Genomic DNA, 26,192 nt, shown 5'->3' with positions numbered 1-26,192 from the left:
GGCAGGCGGGAAGGGGACGACAGGCCCTAGCGTGGTGTGATGCGCCATGAAGTGACCGAGGCCCATACCGCGACGGCGGTGGGGAGCGGTGACGTGCCCGTTCTCGCCACCCCGTGGCTGATCACGTGGATGGAGGCGGCCACTGTCCGGGCCGCCGCACCCTTCGTCACGGCCGGCCTGACGACCGTGGGTACCGGTGTCCGTATCCGGCATCTCCACGCCACGCCGGTGGGCGGCCGGGTCGACGTCCTCGCCGATCCGCCCGCCGAGACGGAGGGGCGGCAGCTCACCTTCCGTGTCCGGGCGGTGGACGGCTCGGGGCAGCTGGTCGCGACGGGCGAGATCGACCGGGCGATCGTCGACCGGCGCCGGTTCCTCGCGGGCGCGTCCGCGCAGGAGTGAGCCGGGACGAGAAGACGAAGAGGCCCAGAGACCCAGAGACCCAGAGGCCTAACGGCGGACCTTGTAGCGCAGGTGCAGCACGCGGTCGCCCTGGACCACGACGTGCGGGTCCTCCAGGAGGTGCTGGGAGTCGACCGGGCCGAAGTACCGCTTGCCCGAGCCGAAGACCACCGGTACGACGTCCATCGCCACCTCGTCCACCAGGCCGAGGGCGAGTGCCTGGCCGCCGACGTCGCCGGCGGCCACGCCGACGGTGCGGTCCCCCGCCAGTTCCCCTGCCTTGGCGACCGCCCGCGCCACGTCGTCGACGAAGAAGTACGAGGCCTCGGGGTGCCAGCCCTCGGGCCGGGGCCGGTGCGACACGACCACCACGTGCTCACCCGCGGGCGGCGACCCCTCCCAGCCGTTGGTGAGGTCGAAGAGGTGACGTCCGATCACCAGGACACCGAGGTCCGCCCACATGGGCTGTACATAGGCGGCCGACGTCTTCGACACCGTGCAGCCCGCGCCGATCTCGACGTCCCCGTTCCCGTACCACTCGAACAGCGGGCCGACCTCGTCGTCGGCGTCCGCGATGAAGCCGTCCACGGATACGACGTTGTGCATCACTACGCTGCCCATGACATCTCCCAGGGTTCCGGTGTACCAGATGTAGCGGATGTAGCGGATGTATCGGATATACGGGAAAGGTGTCCCGCCCGGTCGATACATAGACCGGGCGGGACGCCTCAACTCATCGCCGCGCGCGTGTCAGTCCCTTTCGACGTCCACGTTCGTCAGCCGGGCGTAGCGCTGCGGATCCCGGCTCCTGATGCGCAGGGCGATGGCCATGCCGGCCACCAGCACGATCGGGAGCGGTGCCAGGAGGACGGCGTTCACCGTCCAGGACGCGCCGGTCAGGAGGTCGAAGTGCAGGGCCGCGAGGACGGTCAGGAGCGCGAGGCCCGCGAACGCGATGAGCGGGGACCACACCACCCGGGCCGTGGACAGGCCCCGCCGGTCGTGGCGGAAGAAGGCCCACACGGCGAGGGCCGCCAGCGCCTGCATGAGCATGATGCCGAGGACCGCGATGCTGTTGGTCCAGATCAGGACCTGGGCGAAGGGGTCGGCGGCGAGTACGGCGCCGACGACGATCACCAGCAGGTTGAAGACCGTCTGCGCGGTCACCGCGGTGCCCGGGGAGCCGTGCCGGGCGGAGACGGCGCCGAGGCGTCGCGGCAGGAGCCCTTCACGGCCGAGGGCGTACAGGTACCGGGCGGCGGCGTTGTGGAAGGCGAGGGTGGCCGCGAAGGCGCTGATGACGACCAGGGCGTGCATCGTGTCGGCCAGCCAGGCGCCGACGTACAACTCGCCTGCCTTGAAGGTGAGTTCGGGTCCGGCCGCGGCTCGGGCCATGGCCACCGCCTTGTCGGTTCCGAAGGCGCCCATGACGAGCCACACTCCGGCGGAGTAGAACAGCGCGAGGAAGCCGATGGCGATGAAGGTGGCCCTCGGCACGGTCCTGCTCGGTTCGCGCGCCTCCTCCGCGTAGATCGCCGTGGCCTCGAAGCCCGTGAAAGCGCCGATGACGATGACGAACATGCCCGCGACCCCGCCGGTGGCGAGCGTGCCCGGGTCGAAGGACTGCATGTCGAGGGCGGCGGTGCCGCGGTGGCCGAGGATGCCGCCGTCCATGACGAGCAGGGTCAGCACTTCGAGGACCAGTGCGACGCCGAGGACCTTCGCGCTGAGGGTCACCCGGAGGAAGCCGAGGACGCCGACGGCGAGCACACAGACGCCGGAGAGCGACCACCACGGGATGTCGGCGCCCGTCGCGTCGTGGATCGACCCGGCCGCGAAGTAGCCGAAGGCGGCCGCGACTCCGGGGGTGATGAGGTTGTACGAGACCACGGCGACGTAGGCGATGCCGACACCGAGGGTGCGGCCGAGGCCGCGCGCGACGTAGGCGTAGAAGGCGCCCGCGTTGCGCACGTACAGGCTCATGGCCGTGAAACCGGCGGCGAAGAAGACGAGGAGCGCGCCCGAGATCAGGTAGCCGAGAGGGGTGCCGGCGCCGCCGATGGAGATGGCGAAGGGCGCCACACCCGCCAGCACCGTGAGGGGCGCGGCCGCGGCGACGACGAAGAAGACGAGATCGAACGTGCCGATCTGGCCGGAGGAGAGACCGGCGCCGGAGCCCGTGTCCTGGCCGGGGTCCGCGGATGCGGGGCTGCCGGGGACTTTGGTGGCGGGGGCCGCGGTGGCGGCGGAGTCTCTGGTGGTCGACTGGACGCTCATCGCTTCTCCTCCGTGGTGGGGATGCCGTCGCCCGGTACGGCGAAGGCCGGGTAGTCCGCTTCCGGTGCCGGGCCCACGACCCGTCCGTCGTGCAGGACCAGCAGGCGGCGCGGGTGGGCCGCGACCGCCTCCGGGACACTCCCCGCCGCGACGACGACGAGGTCGGCCCGGCAGCCCGGGGCGATCCCGTAGTCGGCGAGGCCGAGCGCGGCCGCCGCCTCGTCGGTGACCAGCGACGCGGCGACGTGCAGTTCCTCGTCCGTCATGAGGTCGTCCTGGAGCCCGATGATCGTGGCGCGTTCGAGCATGTCGGCGGTGCCGTACGGCCACCAGGTGTCGCGGATGTTGTCCGAGCCGGCGAAGACGCGGACACCGTGCTCGCGCAGGCGCAGCACGGGAGGCATGGAGTGCCGGGGCCCGTTCGTCATGATCGTCACGTCGGCGGCGGCGAGGGCGGCGGCCGTGCGGTCGAGTTCGGGGCCGTCGACGTCACCGAGGGCGAAGGCGTGGCTGACGGCGACCTTCCCGTTCAGGCCGAGGGCCGCCGTCCGCTCCGCGATCGCCCGCAGCTGCGCGGAGCCGGTCTCTCCCCCGTCGTGCAGGTGGATGTCGATGCCGGCGCCGTGCCGCTCGGCCAGGCCGAAGACGATGTCGAGCTGTCCGTCCACGTCACCGTCGAAGCCCGCCGGATCGAGCCCGCCGATCAGGTCGGCGCCCTCCGCGAGCGCCGCGTCGAGGAGGTCGGCGACGCCCGGCGCGCTCACGACCCCGCTCTGCGGGAACGCGACGAGCTGGATCCCGAGCCGGTCACGGAACTTCTCCCGCACCTCCACCAGCGCGTGCAGTCCGTCCAGGCGCACGTCCGGGTCGATGTCGACGTGCGACCGCACGTGGCCGGTCCCCAGGGACACCATGCGGTTCGCCAGCGCGGTGGCCCGGTCCGCCACGGGTACGGCGGTCGTGGCGCGCAGGGCCCGCTCGTTCGCGATGTGGTCGCGCAGGGTGGCCGAGGCGGGGTGCGGCTGCCAGGGGGCACCGAGCAGCGTCTTGTCCAGGTGCGCGTGGCCGTCGACGAGGGCCGGGAGGACGAGGGCGCCCCCGACGTCGACGGTGCCGGTGCCGGTGCCGGTGCCGGTGCCGGTGCCGGGCGCGGCATCGGGCCCGCGTCCGGCGCCCGGCCCGTCCACCGTGGCGGGCCCGTCCACCATGGCCGGCCGGTCCACCATGGCGGGCCGGTCCACCACGGCGGTGACGCGGCCGCCGGCCAGGTGCACGTCGGCGCGGCGGCCGTCGGGCAACGTGGCGTTCCTCAGGATCTCGGGGGCGAGCGGGATCGACGGGGTGTCGGCGGGGTGCGACACGACTTCCTCCAACTGTTCGTATGACGCCCGGCACGACTGACCAGCCGGTGGCGACTGGGGCGCTACGCTGCTGGTGAGCGGCGGGCAACGACAAGCTAACTGGTATACCGAATACCAGGCAATGGCTGTCGGCACCCGATTCGGAGGTCTGCGATGATCAGAGGCGCCCCGGGGCCGGCCACGCCCGCGCCCCGCACCCCACCGGAGAAGGACTCGATGACCACCCGCCCTGACCGCCTCCCCACGATCGGCGAGAGCCACCAGTCCCTGCGCGAGCAGGTCTACGTGGAACTCCGCGAACGGATCATCGAGGGGACCTTCCCGGCCGGCCGGCGCCTGGTGGAGCGGGAGCTGGCGGAGCAACTGGGCGTGTCCCGCATCCCCTTGAGAGAGGCGATGCAACGCCTCGAGCGGGAGGGGTTCCTGACCGTGCAGGCCCGCCGGGGCTCCGTGGTCACGGACTTCGGCGCACAGGACGCCGCGTACCTCTTCGACATCCGCGAGAACCTCGAAGGGCTCGCGGCGGGGCTCGCCGCCCGCCATGCGACGACCACTCAACTGCGCACGATGGAACGGCTGTTGGCGCGCAGCCGCAAGGCCTCCGACGCGGGGAAGCTGCGCCAGGCCGTGGCCCACAACGCGGACTTCCACCAGCAGATCGTCGAGGCGTCGGGCAACCCGCTCCTCCAGGAACTGATGGCCCCCCTGGACGCCCGGCTGCGCCGCCTCTTCCGGCTCACCTCCGAACTCAACGACGGCGACCCGATGTGCGGCGAGCACGAGCGGCTGTACGAGGCGATCCGCGCCCGTGACGCGGAGCGCGCGGAGGAGCTGGCCCGGCACCATGTGGCGGGCACGCGCGACTCGGCGCTGCGGTACTTCGCCGAGCCGGGCTGACGTCCGGCTCGGGGCTGGCTGCCCTCGCCCCCGCCCCGCCCCCGCCCCCGCCTTCGTATGAACAGAGACCGCCCCGGCGGCTGCCGAAGCAGTCACCGGGGCGGTGTGTTGCGGTGGATGTCCGCCGGGTGAGGGCAGGGGGACGTGGGTCGTAAGGGGTGTGCCGCGTGCCGTGCGTCTACTCGACCGGTGCGGCTGCCTGGGGAAGCGCCTCCGCCGCCGTACGCCCTGCGCCCTCGGCCTTCTCGCCTTCCTCGCCGCCCTGCCCCGTAGCCGGAGCCTGCCGGAAGGCCGCGAGGCAGCCCGCGCTGACCAGTGCCATCGCGGCGAAGGCAGCGGCCACGGGGATCCACGAGTTCCCGGCGGCGCTGAACAGCCAGGTCGCCGCGGCCGGGGCCAGCGTGCCGACGAGACCCGCCGTCTGGAAACTCATCGACAGGCCCGTGTAGCGGACCCGGGGAGCGAACCAGCCGGATATGAGGGTGCCGATCGAGGCGTAGGCGATCGTGCTGGCGAGCATCGGGAGGCACATGGCCAGCCAGAGGCCGGGCACGGAGCGGGTGTCGGCGAGCCAGAACATCGGGAACGCCACGACGAGATGCAGCAGGATGCCGGTCAGGGTGACGCGGCGCAGCCCGAGCCGGTCGGCGACGATCGCCGCGAGCGGGGTGCACACGATGACGACCACGGAGGCGGCGGTGCCGGCGCCGGCCACCTGCGAGTCGGTGAAGCCGAGTTCGGTGACGGCGTACGTCGACATGAACGTGACGACGACGTAGTAGCCGCCCACGGTGATGAGGAAGGCGCCGGAGGCGAGGAGCCAGGTCTTCCAGGCGTCGCGGACCACGGCGATGAAGGGCGCCGCCTGCTTCTCCTCGGCGGCCTCGGCGCGACGGGCCGCCTCGAACTCGGGTGACTCCTCCATGGACCTGCGGATCACCAGGCCGACGAGGACCAGGACGGCGGAGAGCAGGAAGGGCAGGCGCCAGGCCCAGCCGACCAGGGCCGCGTGACCGGCCATGGCGGCCAGGGCGAAGACGCCGGTGGACATGAAGTAGCCGACACCGTCGCCGACTTGGGGGAAGGAGCCGAAGAAAGCCCGGCGCCGGGGCGGTGCGTGCTCGACGGCGAACAGCACCGCGCCGCCCCACTCGCCGCCGACCGCGAGCGACTGGACCATGCGGATGAGGACGAGCAGGAGCGGCGCGGCGACGCCGATGGTGGCGTAGCCCGGGAGCAGGCCGATGCAGAAGGTGGCGCCACCCATGAGGGTCATCGACCAGATCAGGGCGCGCTTGCGGCCGTAGCGGTCTCCGATGTGCCCGAACAGGATCGCGCCGAGCGGGCGTCCGAGGGATCCCACGAAGAGGGTCGCGAACGACATGAGCGTGCCGAGGGCGCGGTTCATCTCGGGGAAGAACAGCTCGGGGAAGACGAGCGCGGCGGCGGTGGCGTAGATGCCGAAGTCGTACCACTCGACGCTGGTGCCGATCATCGAGGCCCCGGCGACCTTCCACGGCCCGGACCGGCGCCGGGGCCCCGGGTCCGTAGCGCCGTCTGCGACTGTGCTCATGTGCGTACTCCTTCACGACCAACGATTGGGTTCGCCATGGACCCAAAAACGTGGGGGCGACGCTAAGCGGCTCCCCGGGGGCTGTCAATAGGGTTCACGCCAAGTCCAATACCATGGCCGTCCGGGGGCATGACGGGACGCGCGTGACCCGCGAGCTGGGAGAGGGCCCGTGAGCAACAGCGAGAATCGTGACGACTGGACGGCGGGAACGCGCCAGGCGGCGTCGCACGCCGTGGTGGCCGAGGCACTCCGTCAGCGCATCGCGCTCGGCGGCTTCGGCCCCGGCGACAAGCTGCCCACCGAGCGGGAGCTGTCCGCCGCGTTCGGCGTGGGGCGCAACACCGTGCGGCAGGCGGTGCGCGAGCTGGCCGAGGAAGGCCTGGTCACGACCACGCTCGGACGCAGCGGCGGCACCCGCGTGGCCCCCGCCCGCCCTGGCGGCGAGGGGTCGCGGGCCGCGGTCACCGCGACGATCCGGGCATCGCTGCGCGACTACATGGAGTACCGGCTCGCGATCGAGCCGTTCGCCGCGCGGCTCGCCGCCGAGCGCGGGGCGGGTGCGGCCCGCCGTGACCTCGTGGCGATGCTCGACACCGAGGTCACGGACCTCGGCGAGTACCACCGCGCCGACACCGGCTTCCACCTGGGCATCGCGGCCGCCGGCGGCAACGAGGTCCTGGCGGAGGCGGTGACCCGGGCGCGGGCCGAGATGTTCGTCGGGGGCAACGCCCTATGGCTCGGCTCGGACTGGAGCCGGGTGTACCCGGCGGAGCGGGACTTCGGCTCCGCGTTCCGGCAGGAGCACGAGGCCGTCGCGCTCGCCGTGCTCTCCGGGGACGGCGCGGAGGCCGAGGCGCGGATGCGGGATCACCTGCTCGACTCGCACCGCCAGTTCCTCGCGCTGCTCGACCAGTTCGCGGCGCACGACTGACGCGGGTGCCCGGCCGGGCGGGGTGCGGCAGGGTTTCCGGGCGGCGCGTTCCGTCGGCGCCGGCGATTGACGCACACCTCGCGGGCGCCTACCCTCCGGAATGGATCCGATGGAGACCCAAATACAAACACCGGCCCACCCGGCAGCGCGCGACAGGAGAGACGCCCCGTGCACTCTTACGACGAGGACCTCACTCGGCAGGTCATGGACCACCTGCTGCACCGACTCCGGCTCGACCAGCCGCCGCTCGGCCGCCTCGGCGACCCCCAGGAGCTGACCCTGGCGCTCAAGGACGCGATCGGATCCGCCCCGCAGCCCCCCGCCGACGTGCTCCGCACCTACACCGACGCCCTCGAACCCACCGTCGTCTCGTGCGACCACCCGGCCTTCCTCGCGTTCATACCCGGCGCCCCGACCAAGGCCGCCGCCCTGTTCGACATGGTGCTCTCCGCGTCCTCCCTGCACGGCGTCTCCTGGCTGGAGGCGTCCGGCGCGGTCGCGGCGGAGAACCAGGTCCTTCGCCTGTTCGCCGACCTGGCCGGGCTGCCCGCGTCGGCCGGCGGCTGCTTCGTCAGCGGCGGCTCCGCCGGCAACCTCTCCGCGCTCGTCGTCGCCCGCGACACCGGCCGCCACCGGCGCGGCCTGTCCCCTCACGCCCCCGTCCGGATCGCGGTGAGCGACCAGGTCCATTCGTCGGTCGGGAACACGCTGCGCATCCTCGGTGTGGAGCCGCTCGTCGTGCCCACCGCCGACCACCGGCTCACCGGCGATGCCCTGCGCGTCGCGCTCGACGCCGCCGAGCGGGACGGCGGCGCCCCCGTCGTCGCCGCCGTCGCGACCGCGGGCACCACCAACGCCGGCATCATCGACGACCTGGAAGGCGTCGCCGAGCAGACCCGCGCCCGTGACCTGTGGCTGCACATCGACGCGGCGTACGGCGGGGCGGCGCTCTTCGTCCCGGAGCTGCGCGAGCGACTGCGCGGCATCGAACACGCGGACTCCCTCGTGGTCGACCCGCACAAGTGGATGTTCGCGCCGTTCGACTGCGGCGCGCTGCTCTACCGCGATCCGAAGCTGGCCCGCGCGGTCCACACCCAGGACGCGTCGTACCTCGACGCCATCCACGGGGCGGACGGCGCCGACGACGAGACCGAGTGGAACCCGAGCGACTACGCGTACCACCTCACGCGTCGCCCCCGCGGGCTGCCGCTGTGGTTCTCGCTCGCGGTGCACGGCACCGACGCCTACCGGGACGCGGTCGCCAAGGGAGCCGACATCGCCCGCCGCACAGCACGCCTCGTCGAGGAGACGGAGGGTCTGGAGCTGCTGCGCGAGCCGGAGCTGACGGTGGTCCTCGTCCGGCGCACCGGCTGGCAGCCGGAGGACTACTACGCCTGGTCCAAGCGGCTGCTCGCGGCGGGGACGGCCTTCGTCACGCCGAGTGTGTGGGAGGGCGAGACGGTCGCCCGCCTCGCCTTCCTCCACCCGGGCATCACCGAGGAGACCGTCCGCGCCATCCTCGGCTCACTGGTCGACGAGGGATAGGGCCCTCGCGGCGCGGGCCGCGCGTACGCGGGACGCCGGAGTGGGGGCCAGCGTGCGGTGCAGGTTGGTGCGCAGGGTCGACGCCGCGTCGAGCACGTAGTTCTGGCGGACCTTCCACGGGCTGCGGTCGCCCTGCCGGGGGAACGCGTCGATGGAGCGCTGGACGTAGCCGGCGGCGAGGTCGAGCAGCGGGCGCTCCTTCAGGGCGCTCGTCGGCCTCGGCTCCACCGCCGCGTAGTCGTGGCGGCGCATGTGGTTGAGCACCTTGCAGACGAGCCGGGACGTGAGGTCGGCGCGCAGGGTCCAGGAGGCGTTGGTGTAGCCGATGCACACCGCGAAGTTGGGGACGCCGGTCATCATCGCGCCGCGCCACACGAACTGGCGGTTCAGGGCCACGGGTTCACCGTCGACGCGTGGTGCTATCCCGCCGAACGCGAGGAGTTGGAGCCCGGTGGCGGTCACGACGATGTCGGCCTCCAGGACGCGTCCCGAACGCAGCCGGACGCCCTCGGGGACGAAGCGGTCGATGTGGTCGGTGACGATCTCGGCGTCGCCCCGCCTGAGGGCCTTGAACAGGTCCGCGTCGGGCACGGCGCACAGTCGCTGGTCCCACGGGTCGTACGACGGCGTGAGGTGTTCGTCGACGAGGCGGTCGTCCTTGAGGAGGCGCTTGTTGAGGCCGGTGAGCAGGCGTCGTGCCGCTTTCGGGCTGCGCCGGCAGAACTGGTAGACGCCGATCCCGAACAGGATGTTCTTGCTTCGCACCAGGCGGTGGGCGGCCCGCTCGGGCAGGACGGCACGGACGCTGTCGGCCAGCTTGTCGCGCGAGGGCAGGGAGCTGATCCAGGTCGGGGAGCGCTGGAGCATGGTGACGTGCGCGGCGCTCTGTGCCATCGCGGGGACGAGGGTGACGGCGGTGGCGCCGCTGCCGATGACGACGACACGCTTGCCCGCGTGGTCCAGGTCCTCGGGCCAGAACTGCGGGTGCACGACGGTGCCGTCGAACGAGTCGACGCCTTCGAAGTCGGGGGTGTGCCCCTTCTCGTAGTCGTAGTAGCCCGCGCAGGAGTAGAGGAAGTCGCAGGTGACGGTGGAGCGGGTGCGGTGTCCGGCCTCGTCGGTGTGCTCCAGCGTCACGGTCCAGCGCGCCGCCTCGGTCGACCAGTCGGCGCCGAGCACCTTCGTGCCGTAGCGGATCCGCCGGTCGATGCCGAACTCGGCGGCCGTCTCCTTGATGTAGCGGAGGATGGACCCGCCGTCGGCGAGCACCTTGCTGTCGCGCCAGGGCTTGAACGCGTAGCCGAGGGTGAACATGTCGGAGTCCGAGCGCACCCCCGGGTAGCGGAACAGGTCCCAGGTCCCGCCCAGGGACCGCCGCGCCTCGATGATCGCGTACGAGCGTTCCGGGCACTCGGTCTGCAGCCGGTACGCGGCGCCGACACCGGACAGACCGGCGCCCACGATGACGACGTCGATGTGTTCGGGCCGGTCCGCGGAACCCGCGGTGCTGGAGTCTGCGGTGTACGTCATGTCTTCCAGTGTCCGGAAGCACACCCGGCAGGCATTGACCCGGGGCGACACTTCTTTGACCCTGGACGACATGTCCGTGATCAGATCGGCGGGGCTGCGCGGCTTCCGCGCCACGGTGGCCGAACTCGGCGGTGACGCCGACGCGTACGCCCGGCAGGCCGGCTGTCCCCCGGCCGCGCTCGACGCGGACGACGTCCTCGTGCCGGAGGAGGCGATGGCCACCGTCCTCGAACTGGCCGCCGCCGACCTCGGGTGCGCCGACCTCGGACTGCGGATCGCCGCACGTCAGGACCTGGGCATGCTGGGCGCGCTCGCCCTCGCCATCCAGAACTCCGACACGCTCGGGGACGCCCTGGAGTGCACCACCCGCTACCTCTTCGTCCACGCCCGCTCGATGCACCTCACCCTTGAGCCCGACCCCTACGGCACCCCGGGCATGGCCGCCCTGCGCTACGGCGTGCGCGCGGGCGTCCAGGCACCGCCCCAGGGCATCGACCTCTCCCTGGGCTTCCTGCACCGCGCCGTCCTGTACCTCGTCGGCCCGTACGGACTGGGCTCGGTGGAGCTCCCCCACCCCTTGTCGGCGCCACTGTCCGTGTACGAGGACTTCTTCGGCGTACCCGTCAAGGGCGACCGCCCCGCCGCCCTGCTGCGTGTCCCCGTCAGTCTCGCCAACCGCTCGCTCGGCGGCGGCAATTCGCGTCTGCGGCACCTCGCGCTCGCGTACCTCGACGAGCAGTTGCCGAGGGAGCCCGCGGACGTCGTCGGCAGTGTGCGGGCCGTGGTCGAGCAGTCGCTCGGGACGTCGTCGCCCGAGATCGGGACCGTCGCCGGGCTCCTCAACGTCCATCCACGCACCCTGCAACGACGGCTGCGCTCCGCGGGCACGACGTTCGCGCGGGTCGTCGACGAGCAGCGGCGCGGCGCCGCCCACCACTACCTCACCGGCACCGATCTCCCCCTCGGCCAGATCGCCCTGCTCCTCGGCCTCTCCGAGCAGTCGGCCCTCAACCGCTGCTGCCGGCGCTGGTGGGGAACCACGCCCCGCGCCGTCCGCCTCGGACAGGGCCGCAACCTTCCTGCAACGTAGCGGGGAGTTGACTGTCGATGTCCCGCGACACCGCCTACGGAAGGAGCCTGCCGTGAGCGACGAGGCCCCGCGTGTGGAGCTGACCCCGACGGCCGCCGATCTGGTGCGGCGGCTGCGCGCGGCCCACGGGCCCCTGATGTTCCATCAGTCGGGCGGGTGCTGCGACGGCAGTGCTCCCATGTGCTACCCGGCGGGCGAGTTCCGCACGGGCGGCAGTGATGTGCGGCTCGCGTCGCTGGTCGTGGAGGGTGTGGCGGAGCCGGTCGGGTTCTGGATGTCGAGGAGCCAGTTCGACGTCTGGAGCCACACCCGGCTGATCGTGGACGTGGTCGAGGGGCGCGGGAGCGGTTTCTCCCTCGAAGCACCCGAAGGTGTACGTTTCCTCATCCGTTCCCGGCTGGTCGGCACCTAGCCATCGACGCGCCCCTCCGCGTCTGGTGAACTCCCCTGAGACAGGGGTGAGTTATCCGGGCTTCAGGGGGGCACGTGAGACATCACGACGCGCGCGTCAGAACGACACTGGCGGCCTGTGCCGCATTCGCCGCACTGGCCGGCACCGCCCTCGCCGGCGCGGCGCCGGCCAGTGGCGCGGAGGGCGGCGGCACCACGATCGCCCCGGGTGTCACCTACGAGGAGTTCGACATACCCGCGGCGAAGGGACTCACGCACGCCCATGTGCTGAGCGTCGACCTGCGGGCCCCGCACGTGCGGGTCGATCTGCTGCACCCGGACGCGGTGGGCGCCCGGGCCACGATCTCCTCACTGGCCGACGCGAGCGGCGCCGTCGGCGGTGTCAACGGCGACTTCTTCAACATCACGGAGTCCCAGCACCCGGGCGTCGAGGCCACCGGCGCCTCCGTGGGCCCGGCCGTCGCGAGCGGCCGGACCCTCAAGTCCGCCGTGCCGGACGGCCAGCGCTTCGGTCCGGCGCTCCCGCCCGGCACGACGACCGAGGACGTGCTCGGCGTGGGCGTCGACCACCGCGCCCGCCTCGACCGCATGGCCCTGGACGGCTCGGTCCGCGCCGACGGCAGGACACTGCCGCTGGGCGGCCTCAACCAGTACGCCCTGCCGGTCGGTTCGGTCGGCGCGTTCACCTCCGACTGGGGCTCCGTCTCCCGGGTGCGCGCGACGTGCGGCACGGACATGAACCGGGCCGCGCCGTGCAGCACGGACACGTACGAGGTGACGGTCCGCGAGGGCCGCGTCGTGTCGTCGGCCGACACTCCCGGCAAGGGTCCCGTCGCGTCCGGCACCACGGTCCTCGTCGGGCGCGAGGCGGGCGCGCAGGAGCTCCGCAAGCTGTCGGAGGGCGACCGCGTCGAGATCACCCACCGGCTCGTGGCGGCTTCCTCTCATGTCCCCTTCCGTTTCGCGGTCGGCGGCTACCCGGTCCTGCGGGACGGCGCGCCCCTGCCCGGCCTCGACACGAAGACCGCCGCGGTACGGACCGCCGCGGGCGCCACGAGCGACGGCCGCCACCTCTTCCTGCTGGCTCTCGACGGCGCCCCGAAGTACCGCACGGGCCTGACGATCGCCGAAGTGGCCGACGCGATGGGCAAGTTGGGCGCGGACGACGCGTTCAGCCTGGACGGCGGCGGCTCGTCGACCCTGGCGACCAGGGACCCGGGCGCCGCGTCCGTCACCGTACGGAACCACCCGACGGACCCGCCGGAGCGTGCCGTGGCGAACGGGATCGGGGTGTTCTCGAAGCAGTGACCGGCGTGATCGCCGCCCCGGTGGCCGGGGTCAGGGATTCAGGGATTCAGGGATTCAGGGATTCAGGCTGCTCACGATGCCCGCCGTCGCCGTCAGCCCGTTGTGCAGGGTGGGCGCCATACTCGTGCCGGCCAGCAGGAACCCCAGCAGCACGCAGACCAGCGCGTGCGAGATCTTCATCGCGCCGTTGCGCAGGAAGACCACCGCCAGGATCAGAAGCAGCAGCACGACCGAAATCGACAGGGACATCGCCGAACCTCCTCCGCCACGCCAACACCGCGGCTTTCGGCCGCAAGTGTGGCGTAGCGGAGGCTGCGCCCGGGCGAGTGACATGTCCGCCGAACGAGTGATGTGGGGGGCGCACCTGATTACGGCGGCGCGCCCCCTACGCGTCGTGGGCGTCGAGGAACGCTTCGAGACCCGCGAGGTCGTCCGTGTTGAGGTGGTCCACGCCCGCGGCGAGCAGTTCGCTCCACAGGGCGTCCCGCTCGGGCCCCGCGAGGTCCGGCGTGGCCCAGAAGCGGACGCGGCGGCCCTCACGGTGCGCGGCCGCCACGATGCCGCGCAGCTTCTCGCGCTCGGCGGCCGGGATCGGGCCCGCGCCCTGCCAGGTGAAGTTGTTCGTCCAGTTGTCGCTGACGAGCGGCGCGAAGGAGGCGGGCGCGGCGCCGCCGAGATCGGTGAGCCGGCCGTCGTAGAACGCGCTGCGGACCTGCTGCCGCTCCATGGGTTCGCGGGCGGCGCGGTCGCCGGAGATCACCGCGGTCAACGCGCCGTCCCGCACCCGGCCGTGGGCGTACGTGGTGAACAGGTGCCGGTAGCCGCGCAGTTGGTGGTCGAGTTCGAGATAGGTGGCCGCACCCTCGGTCTTGATATCGACCAGGAGCTGCAGCGGTGTGCGGTAACCGCGGTACACGGAGCCGTGGTTGGCCCTGACGCGGGCCGCGAGAGGTTCCAGGTAGAGCGACGCGAGCGTGCGCTTGGGGTCGAGGTCAACCGGGTCGTGGGCGACGAGGAGCTCGCCGTCCACGAGGTAGATGTCCGCCTCGACGCTGCCGAAGCGGTGGTCGAGCGCGTCGAGGAGGGGCCGGGGGTGCTCGTAGTCGTTGTGCGCGTGGGCGCGTGCCAGGGGCCGGGGTCCGCGGTTCCGTTCGGCCGCCTGCGCGTAGGCGGGGGCGGCGACGGTCGCGGTGACTGCCGCGGCGAGGGTGGTGAGGGCGGTGAGGGCTCTGCGACGGGTGGGGTGGGCCATGTGTACCTCCCGGGGAGTGCCGTACGGGACCTCAGCGAGTATGGGTGCCCGTGCGCCCCGATGGGCAGGCCCGGGGCGGGAGTTGGCCGGACCTGCACCCCGGGTTCATCTGCCGCCGCTGCCGCGACCGGGTGTGGGGCCCGGCAAGGGCGGGCCCCACCTCCGGTCCCGTACGTCAGGGCGCCCGGAGGTCGACCAGTTCGGCCAGTTCCTCCCGGTGCCGCCCCGCGGTCCCCAGGGCGATCGAGTCGGCCTTGGCCCGCTTGAGGTAGAGGTGGACCGGGTGTTCCCAGGTCATGCCGATGCCGCCGTGCAGCTGAAGTGCCTCCTCCGCCGCGTGGACGGCGGCGGGGCCGGCGTACGACTGGGCGACGGCCACCGCGACGTCCACGTCGTCACTCCCGGCCGCGAGGGTGTCCGCCGCGCTGCGGGCCGCGGCGCGCGTGCCGACGACCTCCAGCCACACCTGGGCGAGCCGGTGCTTGAGCGCCTGGAAGGAGCCGACGGGACGGTTGAACTGGTGACGCTCACGTGTGTAGCGCACCGTCTCCGTCAAGCACCAGTCGGCGACGCCGAGTTGCTCGGAGGCGAGCAGGCCCGCCCCGGCCCGCAGCGCACGGCGGACGGCCGGTACGGCATTGTCCGTGAGCACCCGTGCGGGCGCCCCGGCGAAGGTCACCGTGGCGAGGGGCCGTGTGCGGTCGAGCGAGGTCTGCGGCTCGACCGTGACACCGTCCACGCCGACGCCGACCGCGTACAGGCCGCTGCTCGTCGGCACGAGCAGCACGTCGGCCGCCGCGGCGTCGGCGACACCGGTGACCCGCCCGTCGAGCCGGCCGCCCTCCGCCCGTACGCCGTCGAAGGCCTGGCCTGGCGCGGCCGACAGGGGCACCGTGAGCACGCCCACCGTGCGGCCCGACGCGAGCGCGGCGAGCAGGGTGGACGCCTCGTCACCCGCGCAGTCGAGCAGCGCCTCGGTCGCGACGACCGCACTGGTCAGATAGGGGACGGGGGCGACGGAGCGCCCCAACTCCTCAAGGACCACGGCCACTTCGCGGTGGGTCGCGCCCTGGCCGCCCACCTCCTCGGGGACGAGCAGACCGGCGAGCCCCATCCCCTCGGTGAGGGACTTCCACAGCGCGCGGTCGTGCGGCTCGTCCGTCTCGACGCGGGCCAGCACGGACGCGGCGTCGCAGTGGTCGGCGAGGAGGTCGCGGACGGCGGACCGCAGCGCGTCCTCCTCCTCCGTGTACAGCAGGTCGCTCATCGCGCGAGGTCCTTCCAGGCGACGTCCTTGTCGGTGCGCGGTTCGGACGGCAGTCCGAGGACGCGCTCGGCGACGATGTTGAGCAGCACTTCGCTCGTCCCGCCCTCGATGCTGTTGCCCTTGGCGCGCAGGTACCGGTACCCGGCGTCACGGCCCATGAAGTCGACGAGGGCCGGCCGGCGCATGGTCCAGTCGTCGTACAACAGGCCGTCCTCGCCGAGGAGTTCGAGCTCCAGGCCGGTGATCTCCTGGTTGAGGCGGGCGAAGTTCAGCTTCATGCCGGAGCCCTCGGGGCCCGGCTGGCCGGCGACGAGCTGCTGGCGCAGGCGCTCGCCGGTGAGGCGGGCGACCTCGGCCTCCACCCACAGCTTGAGGAGCCGCTGGTGCGTGTCGTGGGTGCGCAGCTCCGGGCGTTCGCGCCAGGTCTTGGCGAGCGTGGCGATCATGCCGCCCTCGCGCGGGATGCGGGAGCCGCCGATCGACACGCGCTCGTTCATGAGCGTGGTCTGCGCGACCTTCCAGCCGTCGCCGACCGCGCCGAGGCGGTGCGCGTCGGGGATGCGGACGCCGGTGAGGAACACCTCGTTGAACTCGGCCTCGCCGGTGATCTGGCGCAGCGGTCGCACCTCGACGCCGGGGTCGGTCATGTCGCAGACGAAGTAGGTGATGCCGCGGTGCTTGGGCACGTCCGGGTCGGTGCGGGCGATGAGGATGGCCCAGCGGGCGTTGTGCGCGCCGGACGTCCACACCTTCTGCCCGTCGACCACCCAGTCCCCGCTCGCCTCGTCGCGTACCGCGCGGGTGCCGAGCGCCGCGAGGTCGGAGCCCGCGCCGGGCTCGCTGAACAGCTGGCACCACACCTCCTCGCCGACCCACAGCGGGCGCAGGAAGCGCCGCTTCTGCTCGTCGGTGCCGAAGCCGAGGATGGTCGGCGCGGCCATGCCGAGGCCGATGCCGATGCGGCGCGGCTCGTTGTCCGGGGCGCCGGCCGCGGCGAGTTCGGCGTCCACGACGGCCTGGAGCGAACGCGGCAGGCCGAGCCCGCCGAGCCCCTCCGGGAAGTGCACCCAGGCGAGACCCGCGTCGAAACGGGCCTTCAGGAAGTCGGAACGGTCCGTGCTCCGCGGCGGGTGCGCGGCCAGCAACTCCTCTGTACGGCGGCGCAGTTCGGCGGCGTCGGTCATTCGCCCGCCCCCTCGTGACCCGGCACCACGGCGACGCGGCCGGTGGTGACGCCGTCGGCGACGCGCTGCACGGCCGCCGATGCGCCGCCCAGCGGCACGCGCTCACTGATCAGGGGCTTGATCGCGCCGCGCGCGGCGAGCCCGGTGAGCTGCTCGTGGCAGTGGGCGACGAGCTTCGGGTCCTTGGTGTTGTACAGACCCCAGTGCAGGCCGAGGATCGCGTAGTTCTTCACCAGGGCGTGGTTGAGGGAGGGGCTGGGGATCGTGCCACTGGCGAAGCCGACGACGACGATCCGGCCCTCGAAGGCGACGACCTTCGTGGACTGGGTGTACGCCTCGCCGCCGACCGGGTCGTAGATGACGTCGGCACCCCGGCCGCCGGTGGACTCCTTCACGGCGGCGATGACGTCCTGGGCGCGGCGGTCGATGACGACGTCACAGCCGAGGTCGCGGGCCACCTTCGTCTTCTCCTCGCCGCCGACGACGCCGATGACGGTGGCGCCCGCGGCCTTGCCGAGCTGGACGGCGGCGCTGCCGACGCCGCCGGCCGCCGCGTGCACGAGGAGCGTCTCGCCGGCCTGGAGGTTTGCCCTGCGGTGCAAGCCGAACCAGCCGGTCTGGTAGCCGATGTGCAGGGCGGCGGCCTCGGCGTCGTCGAGGGAATCGGGCGCGGGCAGCAGGGCGGCCTCGTCCGCGACGGCGTACTCGGCGAAACCGCCATGCGGCAGCGCCGGGTTGGCCAGGACGCGCCGCCCGTCCTCGGTCTCGCCGCAGATCTCCACGCCGGGCGTGAACGGCATCGGCGGGCGCACCTGGTAGTGGCCGCGGCACATCAGCGCGTCCGGGAAGTTGATGTTCGCCGCGCGGACCCTGAGCAGGACCTGCCCGTCCCCGGGGACGGGTCGCTCGATCTCGGCGAGCTCCATCACCTCGCTCGGCTCGCCGTTCCGGTGCACTTGCCATGCCTGCATGCGGGGCCTCCACGGGACTGCTTCGTCTGACCGGGCTCGCTCGCATACTAAGCAGTCGCTTGGATTTCTGGGAACAGGCCGGGGCCCCTTTTTCGCGCACCGCGCCGCAGACCGGCCGCAGGCACACCGTGGGCGCGTCGTTCGCGCGTCGCAGACACGTCGGTCGTCGTGGGCATGGAGCTTTCGGCGTCCCCGAGGTATCGATACGGCATGACGGACACGACAGGACCCGCCGGCGCGAGCACCCCGCAGGGCCTGCCCGCCCCTCCCCCGCCCGGCGCCACGGCCCTCCCCCCGGGAACGTACCGGGGCAGCCTGGTCCTGGTCACCGGTGGAGGAACCGGGCTCGGGAAGGCCGTCGCCGCCGAGTTCGCACGGCTCGGCGCGGACGTGATGATCGTCAGCCGCCGGGCCGGCCATCTGGAGCCCGCGCGGGAGGAACTGGCGCGGCTCAGCACCGACGGCGCCACGGTGACGACCGCCGTCTGCGACATCAGGGACCCGGACCGTGTCGCCGGGGTCTACGACGCGGCGGAGGCGGCGTACGGACGTACCCCCGACGTCCTCGTCAACAACGCGGCCGCCAACTTCCCCGTACCCACGGAGGACATGACACCGAACGCGTGGCGCACCGTCGTCGACATCACCCTCAACGGCACCTTCTATATGACCCGCGAGTTCGGCCGCCGGCACCTCGCGGCGGGCACGCCGGGCTCGGTGATCGCCGTCGGCGCCTCGTACGCGTGGACGGGCGGCCCCGGCTTCGCCCACAGTGCTGCGGCCAAGGCCGGGGTGAAGAACCTGGTGGAGACGCTGGCCGTGGAGTGGGGCCCGTACGGGATCCAGGTCAACGGGCTCGTGCCGGGCCTCATGCCGCACGAGGACATGACCGCGGACATCCGCGGCAACCTCGCGCGGGGCGAGGACCACGGCCAGGGCGTGGGCGGGCACGGCGCACGGCAGCCCGCCCTGCGGGTCGGCGCGCCCCGCGAGCTGGGCTGGGCCGCCACCTTCCTCTCCTCCCCCTACGCCCGCTTCGTCAGCGGCCACACGCTCGTCGTGGACGGAGCGAACTGGCAGCGGCGCGGCCTGGTGAGCCCGCAGGTCGTGACGGTGCGCGAGCAGATGGGGCGCCGGCCGTTCAGGGCGGACACTCCCTAGGCCGACGGGAGGGTGCTACTTCCCCTCGAACCGTGGCTCGCGTCGCTGCGCCTTCGCCGCGTACCCCTCCCGGATGTCCTCCGACGTGAGGGTGAGTGCCGCGCTCATCGCCACCCGGTCGAGCGCCTCCCCCAGGCCCGCGTCGGCGTAGGCGTCGATGTCGCGCTTGACGGACTGCACGGCGAGCGGTGCGTTGGCGGCGATCTCAGCCGCCACGCCACGGGCCACGCCCTCCAACTCGTCGACTCCGGTGACCTGTTGGACGAGGTGGAGCCGGTACGCGGTCGCCGCGTCCACCTGGCGGCCCGTCAGGGCGAGGAACTTGGCCCAGCCCGCGCCCGCCTCCCGTGCGATCCGCAGGTCGCCGCCCGCGTCGACGGCGACGCCGAGTCGCGCCTCCGGCAGCGCGAAGACCGCGTCGTCGGCCGCGATCCGCACGTCGGCCATCAACGCCAGCTCGAATCCGAAGCCGAGACAGTGCCCCCGCACGGCCGCGACAACGGGCTGCGGCAGACCGGCGAAGGCACGGAACCGCTCGTGCACCCAGCGGATGCCCTCGTAGTAGTTGCGCCCCCGCTCGGCCGTGCTGCGCCCGGTGATCGCGCCGCCGGGCGCCTTCACGTCGATTCCCGCGCAGAAGGCCCGCCCCTCGGCGCGCAGCAGCACCACGCGGATCGTGTCGTCGAAGCGGATCCGGTCGGCGAGCAGGCCGAGCTGCCGGCTCGACTCCCAGCTCCAGGCGTTCAGCTTCTCCGGCCGGCACAGGGTGAGGACGCCGATCCCGCCCTCTTCCACGTCGAGCCGGAGCCGCCGTTCGCCGCCGCCGGGAAGCTCGGCGCTGGTCGTGTCGATCATCCCGCCACCACCTCTGCCTTGTTTCTGACGTGTCATCAGAAGAGCCGTCTGAAGGGGCAGGGTAGATGATCAGCGCTACCGACTGAAGAGCTCGAACGGCACGGCGGGCGTGCCGCCGAAGCGCGGGGCGACGGCCTGGATGTGGCCGGTGAGGAAGTCGCGGCAGTATTTTTCCGGATCCTGGTCCGTCAACGCCTCGATGTACGTGCGGTGTTCGAGCAGGGAGCGCACACACCGTTCGAGTCCGGGCGTGGCGTCGACCGCGTGCGTGGGAGAGGACGAGCCCGCGACGGCGACCCAGCGCACCCCGTTCCACGGTTCCAGGCCCTGGTCGATGAGCTCGGGGAAGATCCAGCGGTTGCCCGCGTCTGCGGCCGCGTCGAGGGTGGCCCGGCCGACGGCGACGTGGTCGGGGGTGTTCCAGGCGACGCCGCCCCACGTGTCACGGTGGTTGAGGGTGATGAGAAGTTCGGGGCGGTGCCTGCGGATGGCGGCGGCGATGTCGCGGCGCAGCGCGGTCCCGTACTCGACGACGCCGTCCTTGTGGTCGAGGAACTCGACGGTGCCGACGCCGACGACGGCAGCGCTCGCGAGCTGCTCCCGCTCGCGCACAGGTGCGCACTTGGCGGGTTCGAGGGTGTCGATGCCCGCCTCTCCACGGGTGGCGAGGACGTACGTGACCTCGCGCCCGCCGTCGGTCCAGCCGGCGATCGCCGCCGAGCAGCCGTATTCGAGGTCGTCCGGGTGGGCCACGACGGCGAGGGCGCGCCGCCAGTCCTCGGGCATGGGCAGCAGCTGGTCGGGGGCGGCGGGTGGGGTCTTCGGCTCGGTCATGGCGGCACCCTAGTGCGACGGCCGCGACGGAGGCCGAGGTTCCGGCGCGGGAGGGGGTCGTCCCGGTGCGGAGACGGGGTCGTCCCGGTGCGGAGACGGGGTCGTCCCGGTGCGGGGAGGATGTCGCGCCCTCCCCGCACCCACCCGACGGGTCAGGCCTCGCCGTTGACCAGGGCAAGGAGCCGGTCGAGGACGCGCGGGCCGCCGGATCGCAGGCCGTCGTGCTCGAACTCGTCGGTGACCCAGGTCCGCAGACCCTTGATCGTGCGCGCCGTGCGCAGGGCGTGGGCCGTGTCGACGTACATGTCGTCGTGGTACACGGCGGCGGCGACCGGTACCTCGTTGGCGGCCAGGCGCGCCGGGTCGTACAGCGGGGCCCAGTCGGTGCGGGCGGCGAGGAGTTCGGCGGTCTCGCGCAGGGGGCGAAGCGCCGGGTCGCAGTCGAACATCCACGGGTGCACGGACTCGCCGGTGAACAGCAGCGGTTCGTCACCGGCGAGCGTCTTCGCCGCGTCGAACCGGGGGAACTCGGCGCGTACGCGCTCGGCCGACCAGTTCGTGGGCCGGTCGTCCTGCCCGTAGATGGCCTCGTGCACGAGCGCGTACAGCGGGTGGGCTGCATACGAGAGGGTGGCGCGCGCCTCCTCCTGGAAGGCGTCGGAGAGCTCGAAGCCGCCGGGCGTGCGGACGAAGGCGTCCTCGATGAGGTAGTGCAGGCGGTCGCTGCCGCCGCTCGCGCCGAGCAGGATGCCCAGGGACTGGAAGGCCTCGACGGTCAGCTTGTAGCCGCCGTTCAGGACGGGCTCGTGCTCGGCGACGTACTGGGCGATGCGGCGCGCGCGTTCGACGTCCTGCGGGTAGCGCGCGTAGTGGGCGGCGACCTTGCGCTCGATGCGCGGGTACGCGGCGCGGTAGACGTCGTCCGCGTGGCCGTCGAGGGTGGGCAGGCCACCGGTGATGACGGCGGCGGCGAGGCCGTCGGGGGCCGTCGACAGGTAGTGGGTGGCGCAGAATCCGCCGAAGCTCTGGCCGAGGACGGTCCAGGGGGCGCCGCCGGTCACCTCGCCGCGGACCGCCTCGCAGTCGCGGACGATCGAGTCGGCTCGGAAGTGCGTGAGGTAGTCGGCCTGTTCGCGCGGGCCGCCGCGCAGCGGGAGCGTCTGGCGGTTGGCCGGGGTGGAGCTGCCGGTGCCGCGCTGGTCCAGGAGGAGGACGCGGTGGTCCTTGAGGGCGCGGCCGAGCCAGGCCTGCTTGCCGGAGAACCGGTTGGCGCCGAACCCGGGGCCGCCCTGGAGGTAGAGGAGCCAGGGCAGGTTCGCGTTCTCCTTGCCGGTGGCCACGGCCTCGCGGGCGAACAGCTCGATGCGCTCGCCGTCGGGGCGGTCGTGGTCCAGCGGCACGGAGAAACGGCGGTCGGTGAGGACGACACCGGGCTGGCGGTATGTGGCGGTCGTCAAGGGAGCTCCTGGGCGCGTACGGAATGCGGTGTGCGGTGTCCGCTCAGTTCAGCACACGCGGGCGTGCTCCCGGACCCGGCCCCCGGCCGTCCGGGCGCATGCCCGGCAGCGCTCCGTGGACGGGTGATGCGCGGTGACTCCCGTGCGGGCCGCCCGCCGCGTACGCTGCACTCATCCGATGATCGATACGAAGGGGCCGCGATGCGTGTCGCACTGTTCCTGACGTGTGTCAACGACACGCTCTATCCGGACACGGGCCGTGCGGTGGTGAAACTGCTGACCAGGCTGGGTGTCGACGTCGACTTCCCGCTGGGGCAGACGTGTTGCGGGCAGGCGCACTACAACACGGGCTACCGCCATGAGGCGGAGCCGCTCGCCCGGAAGTTCTCCGATGTATTCGGTGATTACGACGCGATCGTGACGCCGTCGGGTTCGTGCGGGGCGATGGTGCGCGAGCTGTATCCGCGCATGGGTGAGCGGGCTCGGGCGGAGGGCCGTGGCGACGGTCTCGCGACGGCGCTCGCGCCGGTCGTGCCGAAGACGTACGAACTGACGGAGTTCCTGGTCGACGTGCTGAAGGTGACCGATGTCGGCGCGTACTACCCGCACACGGTGACGTACCACCCCACCTGCCACGGCCTGCGCTCCCTGGGCCTCGGCGACCGGCCCACACAGCTCCTGCGGGCGGTCAGGGGACTTGAGCTGGTCGAGTTGCCCGGCGCGCAGGAATGCTGCGGCTTCGGCGGCACCTTCGCGGTCAAGAACTCCGATGTCTCCGCCGCGATGGGCGCCGACAAGGTCCGCAACGCCGAGTCGACGGGCGCCGATGTGCTGTGCGCCGCCGACAACTCGTGCCTGATGCATCTCGGCGGCACGATGTCCCGGCTGCACACCGCGATGCGCCCGGTCCACATCGCGGAGATCCTGGCGAGCACGGAAGAGGAGCCCCTGTCATGAGCGGCACTTTCGTCGGCATGCCCGCCTTCCCGAAGGCCGCGCACGAGGCGGTGGCGAACACCACCCTGCGCGCCAACCTGAAGCACGCCACCCACACCATCCGCGACAAACGCGCCAAGGCCGTCGCCGAACTCGACGACTGGGCGCTCCTGCGTGAGGCCGGCAAGCAGATCAAGGACCACACGCTCCGTCATCTCGACACGTATCTGGTCCAGTTGGAGGAGTCGGTCACCGCTGCGGGCGGCACCGTGCACTGGGCGGCCGACGCGGACGAGGCCAACCGGATCGTGACCCGGCTCGTCCAGGAGACGGGCGAGTCGGAGGTCGTCAAGGTCAAGTCCATGGCGACGCAGGAGATCGGCCTCAACGAAGCGCTCGAAGAGGCCGGGATCGCCGCCTACGAGACCGACCTCGCCGAACTCATCGTGCAGCTCGGCCACGACCGCCCCTCCCACATCCTCGTCCCGGCCATCCACCGCAACCGCGGCGAGATCCGCGACATCTTCCAGAAGAAGATGGGCAGTTGGGGCCGCCCGGCCCCGGAGGGTCTGACCGACACCCCTGCCGAACTCGCCGAAGCGGCCCGCCTGCACCTGCGCGAGAAGTTCCTGCGCGCGAAGGTCGGTATCTCCGGCGCGAACTTCATGGTCGCCGAGACCGGCACCCTCGTCGTCGTCGAGTCCGAGGGCAACGGCCGTATGTGCCTCACCCTCCCCCAGACGCTGATCTCCGTCGTCGGCATCGAGAAAATCGTCCCCACCTGGCGCGACTTGGAGGTCTTCCTCCAGACCCTCCCCCGCTCCTCCACGGCCGAACGCATGAACCCGTACACGTCGACGTGGACCGGCACCACCGACACCGACGGCCCCCAGACCTTCCACCTGGTCCTCCTCGACAACGGCCGCACCGACACCCTCGCCGACGACATCGGCCGCCAGGCCCTGCGCTGCATCCGCTGCTCCGCCTGCCTGAATGTGTGCCCCGTCTACGAGAGGGCGGGCGGCCACGCCTACGGCTCCGTCTATCCCGGCCCCATCGGCGCCATCCTCAGCCCCCAACTCCGGGGCACGGCAAGCGACATCGACGCCTCCCTCCCCTACGCGTCATCCCTCTGCGGCGCCTGCTACGAGGTGTGCCCCGTCGCCATCGACATCCCCGAAGTGCTGGTGCACCTGCGGGAACGGGTCGCCCAGGGCGGACCGGCCACCCGGCAGGGCAACAAAGTCGTGCTCAAGCCGGCGAAGGGCCACGCCGCCGAGCGTGCCGCCATGCGCGCGGCACGCTGGGCATTCACCCACCCGGCCGCCCTCACCACCGGCCAGCGCCTCGCCTCCCGCACCCGCCGCCTCCACCCTCGCACCCTCCCCGGCCCCGGCCGCGCCTGGAGCGCCACACGCGACCTGCCGGCCGTACCGGCAGAGCCGTTCCGTGACTGGTGGCAGCGCACCCACGGCGGAAAGGAAACCGACAAGTGAGCAGCAGGGACCTGATCCTGGGCCGCGTGCGACGCGCGCTCGGCACACCGGCGACGCCGGACACGTACGACCATGCGGTCGACCGGGGCTACCTGCGCGAGCACGGCCACCGGACAGCCGCGCAGACCGTGGACCTCCTGGCGGAGAACCTGGCCGACTACCGCGCGATCGTGCACCGGTGCACCGGTGGCGAGCTCGCGGGCACCCTGGCCCTACTGCTCGACCAGCGCGGTACGCGGTCCGTGGTGACACCGCCCGGCCTGCCGGAGAGCTGGCTTTCAGAGACCGACGCCGTCCGGGTCCCCGACGAGGTCACGAACACACCCGCCGGCCTCGACGGAGTCGACAGCGTCGTCACCGCCTGCGCCGTAGCCATCGCCGAGACCGGCACCATCGTCCTCGACGGCTCACCCGACCAGGGCCGCCGCCGCATCACGCTCATCCCCGACCACCACATCTGCGTCGTCCGGGTCCCCGACCAGGTCGTCTCCTCGGTCCCGCAGGCCCTGGAACGTCTCGACCCCACCCGCCCCCTGACGTGGATCTCGGGCCCGTCGGCCACGAGCGACATCGAACTCGACCGGGTCGAGGGCGTGCACGGACCGCGCACCCTGGAGGTGGTGCTGGTGGGCGGGGCGTGACGGACGCGGTCAGGTGTCCTTGAAGCCGATCGCCGCGTGCGTCCCGTCGCAGAACGGCTTGTTGCGCGAGGCTCCGCAGCGGCACAGGGTGACACGGTTGCGGACCTCGTACGGCGTTCCGTCGGCGGAGGTCACGGGGATGCCGCCGCGCACCCAGATCCCTCCGCTGACACCTTCCTGGGGGTCTTCGACGATGCCGATGGAGGGCGGGAGCGCAGGTTCGACGGGGCGGCGTTCGGCGGGGTTCCAGGCGACGAGGCGCCCGGAGGGGCAGCGGGCCGTCTCCCGTTCCACGATGTCGGCGGTGCCCTCCTCCTCGACGAGGTTCCACACCTGTCCGTCCGCGTCGCAGAACCGCGCGAAGGCGCACAGCGGCTGGGCGTCGGTGAGCGTCAGCTCGGGCCCGTCCTGCTCGTCGGCCTGCTCCAGATAGGGCAGCCGGCTCGCGGTCTCGGTGCCGTCGAAGCCGACCCGTTCGTGGCTGCGGTCGCAGAACGGCTTGCTCGCGGACTGTCCGCAACGGCACAGCGCGTACGTCTCGTCCGTGTCGTACGTGCGCTGCTGCCACCACTCCACGGACTGGCCGCGCGCATCGGTGACGATCACCTGCTGGGTGAGGGGGACGTTTCCGGTGACGACGTACGGGCCGTTCTCCGAGACGCGTACGCCCCGCATGGAGGCGCTGTGCGGGCCGGGGTCCTGCGCGTCGGACATGGTCGGGCCTTCCTGGTGTGCGGCGGCCCCCTGTCCCAGCCTTGCGGAGAGGATCGCGGGGCGCCACAGGAGAGGGTCCGGCCCGCCGGCGCCCCGGCG

General features: G+C 72.4%; 25 protein-coding genes. 11 read left to right on the top strand and 14 right to left on the bottom strand.

Annotated features, from left to right (window positions below):
* Nucleotides 1-39 precede the first annotated feature (39 nt).
* Entirely contained in the window at nt 40-402 is a 363-nt protein-coding gene (locus EOT10_RS34055; protein WP_127832236.1) for a thioesterase family protein, read from the top strand.
* A gap of 48 nt (nt 403-450) precedes the next feature.
* Here the strand turns inward: EOT10_RS34055 and EOT10_RS34050 are convergent, their stop codons facing one another.
* The 3 genes from EOT10_RS34050 to EOT10_RS34040 form a co-directional block, all read right to left on the bottom strand.
* Entirely contained in the window at nt 451-1,023 is a 573-nt protein-coding gene (locus tag EOT10_RS34050) for a dihydrofolate reductase family protein (protein WP_127832235.1), read from the bottom strand.
* Nucleotides 1,024-1,152: 129 nt separating this feature from the next.
* Nucleotides 1,153-2,679: an APC family permease gene (locus EOT10_RS34045; protein WP_127832234.1), complete on the bottom strand. Its 1,527-nt coding sequence runs from the start codon at nt 2,677-2,679 to the stop codon at nt 1,153-1,155.
* The gene (locus tag EOT10_RS34040) at nt 2,676-4,040 is read right to left on the bottom strand and encodes an amidohydrolase family protein (protein ID WP_223281357.1); all 1,365 of its coding nucleotides are present in this window, start codon (nt 4,038-4,040) and stop codon (nt 2,676-2,678) included. The genes EOT10_RS34045 and EOT10_RS34040 overlap by 4 nt, the downstream gene beginning before the upstream one ends.
* A gap of 216 nt (nt 4,041-4,256) precedes the next feature.
* Here EOT10_RS34040 and EOT10_RS34035 point away from each other — a divergent pair, with 216 nt between their 5' ends.
* The gene (locus EOT10_RS34035) at nt 4,257-4,937 is read left to right on the top strand and encodes a GntR family transcriptional regulator (protein ID WP_127832233.1); all 681 of its coding nucleotides are present in this window, start codon (nt 4,257-4,259) and stop codon (nt 4,935-4,937) included.
* Nucleotides 4,938-5,115: 178 nt separating this feature from the next.
* Here EOT10_RS34035 and EOT10_RS34030 read toward each other — a convergent pair whose 3' ends face one another.
* The gene (locus EOT10_RS34030) at nt 5,116-6,510 is read right to left on the bottom strand and encodes an MFS transporter (RefSeq protein WP_127832232.1); all 1,395 of its coding nucleotides are present in this window, start codon (nt 6,508-6,510) and stop codon (nt 5,116-5,118) included.
* A gap of 169 nt (nt 6,511-6,679) precedes the next feature.
* Between EOT10_RS34030 and EOT10_RS34025 the strand changes: the two genes are divergently transcribed.
* On the top strand, nt 6,680-7,441 hold the full coding sequence (locus tag EOT10_RS34025) for a FadR/GntR family transcriptional regulator (RefSeq protein WP_127832231.1): 762 nt from the start codon (nt 6,680-6,682) through the stop codon (nt 7,439-7,441).
* A 168-nt stretch (nt 7,442-7,609) separates the two neighbouring features.
* Nucleotides 7,610-8,986 (top strand): pyridoxal phosphate-dependent decarboxylase family protein, encoded by a 1,377-nt coding sequence (locus EOT10_RS34020; RefSeq protein ID WP_223281356.1) that lies wholly within the window; start codon nt 7,610-7,612, stop codon nt 8,984-8,986.
* Here the strand turns inward: EOT10_RS34020 and EOT10_RS34015 are convergent.
* Nucleotides 8,966-10,516, bottom strand: a complete 1,551-nt coding sequence (locus EOT10_RS34015; protein WP_127832230.1) for a flavin-containing monooxygenase — start codon at nt 10,514-10,516, stop codon at nt 8,966-8,968. The genes EOT10_RS34020 and EOT10_RS34015 overlap by 21 nt on opposite strands.
* Nucleotides 10,517-10,586: 70 nt before the next feature.
* Between EOT10_RS34015 and EOT10_RS34010 the strand changes: the two genes are divergently transcribed.
* The 3 genes from EOT10_RS34010 (at nt 10,587) to EOT10_RS34000 (ending at nt 13,325) form a co-directional block, all read left to right on the top strand.
* Nucleotides 10,587-11,606, top strand: a complete 1,020-nt coding sequence (locus EOT10_RS34010; RefSeq protein ID WP_127832229.1) for an AraC family transcriptional regulator — start codon at nt 10,587-10,589, stop codon at nt 11,604-11,606.
* A 52-nt stretch (nt 11,607-11,658) separates the two neighbouring features.
* Nucleotides 11,659-12,018, top strand: coding sequence for a DUF779 domain-containing protein (locus EOT10_RS34005; protein WP_127832228.1), 360 nt, complete (start codon nt 11,659-11,661; stop codon nt 12,016-12,018).
* 74 nt (nt 12,019-12,092) lie between these two features.
* On the top strand, nt 12,093-13,325 hold the full coding sequence (locus EOT10_RS34000) for a phosphodiester glycosidase family protein (RefSeq protein WP_127832227.1): 1,233 nt from the start codon (nt 12,093-12,095) through the stop codon (nt 13,323-13,325).
* A gap of 54 nt (nt 13,326-13,379) precedes the next feature.
* Here EOT10_RS34000 and EOT10_RS33995 read toward each other — a convergent pair whose 3' ends face one another.
* From EOT10_RS33995 to EOT10_RS33975, 5 genes are all read right to left on the bottom strand, one after another.
* Nucleotides 13,380-13,574, bottom strand: coding sequence for a hypothetical protein (locus EOT10_RS33995; protein WP_127832226.1), 195 nt, complete (start codon nt 13,572-13,574; stop codon nt 13,380-13,382).
* A gap of 136 nt (nt 13,575-13,710) precedes the next feature.
* Entirely contained in the window at nt 13,711-14,577 is an 867-nt protein-coding gene (locus EOT10_RS33990) for a phosphatidylinositol-specific phospholipase C/glycerophosphodiester phosphodiesterase family protein (RefSeq protein ID WP_127832225.1), read from the bottom strand.
* 175 nt (nt 14,578-14,752) lie between these two features.
* Complete coding sequence (locus tag EOT10_RS33985) at nt 14,753-15,844, bottom strand: acyl-CoA dehydrogenase family protein (protein ID WP_127832224.1); 1,092 nt, start codon at nt 15,842-15,844, stop codon at nt 14,753-14,755.
* The gene (locus EOT10_RS33980; protein ID WP_127832223.1) at nt 15,841-17,028 is read right to left on the bottom strand and encodes an acyl-CoA dehydrogenase family protein; all 1,188 of its coding nucleotides are present in this window, start codon (nt 17,026-17,028) and stop codon (nt 15,841-15,843) included. Before EOT10_RS33980 ends, EOT10_RS33985 begins: the two co-directional genes overlap by 4 nt.
* Entirely contained in the window at nt 17,025-17,999 is a 975-nt protein-coding gene (locus EOT10_RS33975) for an NADPH:quinone oxidoreductase family protein (RefSeq protein WP_127832222.1), read from the bottom strand. Before EOT10_RS33975 ends, EOT10_RS33980 begins: the two co-directional genes overlap by 4 nt.
* Nucleotides 18,000-18,209: 210 nt before the next feature.
* On the opposite strand from EOT10_RS33975, the gene EOT10_RS33970 reads away from it, so the two are divergent.
* Nucleotides 18,210-19,160, top strand: coding sequence for an SDR family oxidoreductase (locus EOT10_RS33970; RefSeq protein ID WP_127832221.1), 951 nt, complete (start codon nt 18,210-18,212; stop codon nt 19,158-19,160).
* 15 nt (nt 19,161-19,175) lie between these two features.
* On the opposite strand, the gene EOT10_RS33965 is transcribed toward EOT10_RS33970, so the two are convergent.
* From EOT10_RS33965 to EOT10_RS33955, 3 genes are all read right to left on the bottom strand, one after another.
* Nucleotides 19,176-20,015: an enoyl-CoA hydratase/isomerase family protein gene (locus EOT10_RS33965; RefSeq protein ID WP_127832220.1), complete on the bottom strand. Its 840-nt coding sequence runs from the start codon at nt 20,013-20,015 to the stop codon at nt 19,176-19,178.
* A 75-nt stretch (nt 20,016-20,090) separates the two neighbouring features.
* Complete coding sequence (locus EOT10_RS33960) at nt 20,091-20,849, bottom strand: PIG-L deacetylase family protein (RefSeq protein WP_127832219.1); 759 nt, start codon at nt 20,847-20,849, stop codon at nt 20,091-20,093.
* A 152-nt stretch (nt 20,850-21,001) separates the two neighbouring features.
* Nucleotides 21,002-22,306: an alpha/beta fold hydrolase gene (locus tag EOT10_RS33955; RefSeq protein ID WP_127832218.1), complete on the bottom strand. Its 1,305-nt coding sequence runs from the start codon at nt 22,304-22,306 to the stop codon at nt 21,002-21,004.
* Nucleotides 22,307-22,507: 201 nt separating this feature from the next.
* Between EOT10_RS33955 and EOT10_RS33950 the strand changes: the two genes are divergently transcribed.
* Genes EOT10_RS33950 through EOT10_RS33940 form a run of 3 tightly spaced genes read left to right on the top strand, consistent with a single transcriptional unit; the run spans nt 22,508 to nt 25,379 of the window.
* Nucleotides 22,508-23,263, top strand: a complete 756-nt coding sequence (locus EOT10_RS33950) for a (Fe-S)-binding protein (RefSeq protein ID WP_127832217.1) — start codon at nt 22,508-22,510, stop codon at nt 23,261-23,263.
* Nucleotides 23,260-24,738 (top strand): LutB/LldF family L-lactate oxidation iron-sulfur protein, encoded by a 1,479-nt coding sequence (locus EOT10_RS33945; protein WP_127832216.1) that lies wholly within the window; start codon nt 23,260-23,262, stop codon nt 24,736-24,738. Before EOT10_RS33950 ends, EOT10_RS33945 begins: the two co-directional genes overlap by 4 nt.
* Nucleotides 24,735-25,379, top strand: a complete 645-nt coding sequence (locus EOT10_RS33940) for a LutC/YkgG family protein (RefSeq protein WP_127832215.1) — start codon at nt 24,735-24,737, stop codon at nt 25,377-25,379. The genes EOT10_RS33945 and EOT10_RS33940 overlap by 4 nt, the downstream gene beginning before the upstream one ends.
* 9 nt (nt 25,380-25,388) lie before the next feature.
* Here the strand turns inward: EOT10_RS33940 and EOT10_RS33935 are convergent, their stop codons facing one another.
* The gene (locus EOT10_RS33935) at nt 25,389-26,093 is read right to left on the bottom strand and encodes a CDGSH iron-sulfur domain-containing protein (protein WP_127832214.1); all 705 of its coding nucleotides are present in this window, start codon (nt 26,091-26,093) and stop codon (nt 25,389-25,391) included.
* Nucleotides 26,094-26,192: the final 99 nt, after the last annotated feature.

The sequence above is a fragment of the Streptomyces antnestii genome, from assembly GCF_004005495.1.
Lineage (GTDB): Bacteria > Actinomycetota > Actinomycetes > Streptomycetales > Streptomycetaceae > Streptomyces > Streptomyces antnestii.
This window is presented reverse-complemented; position numbering and strand designations above follow the sequence as displayed.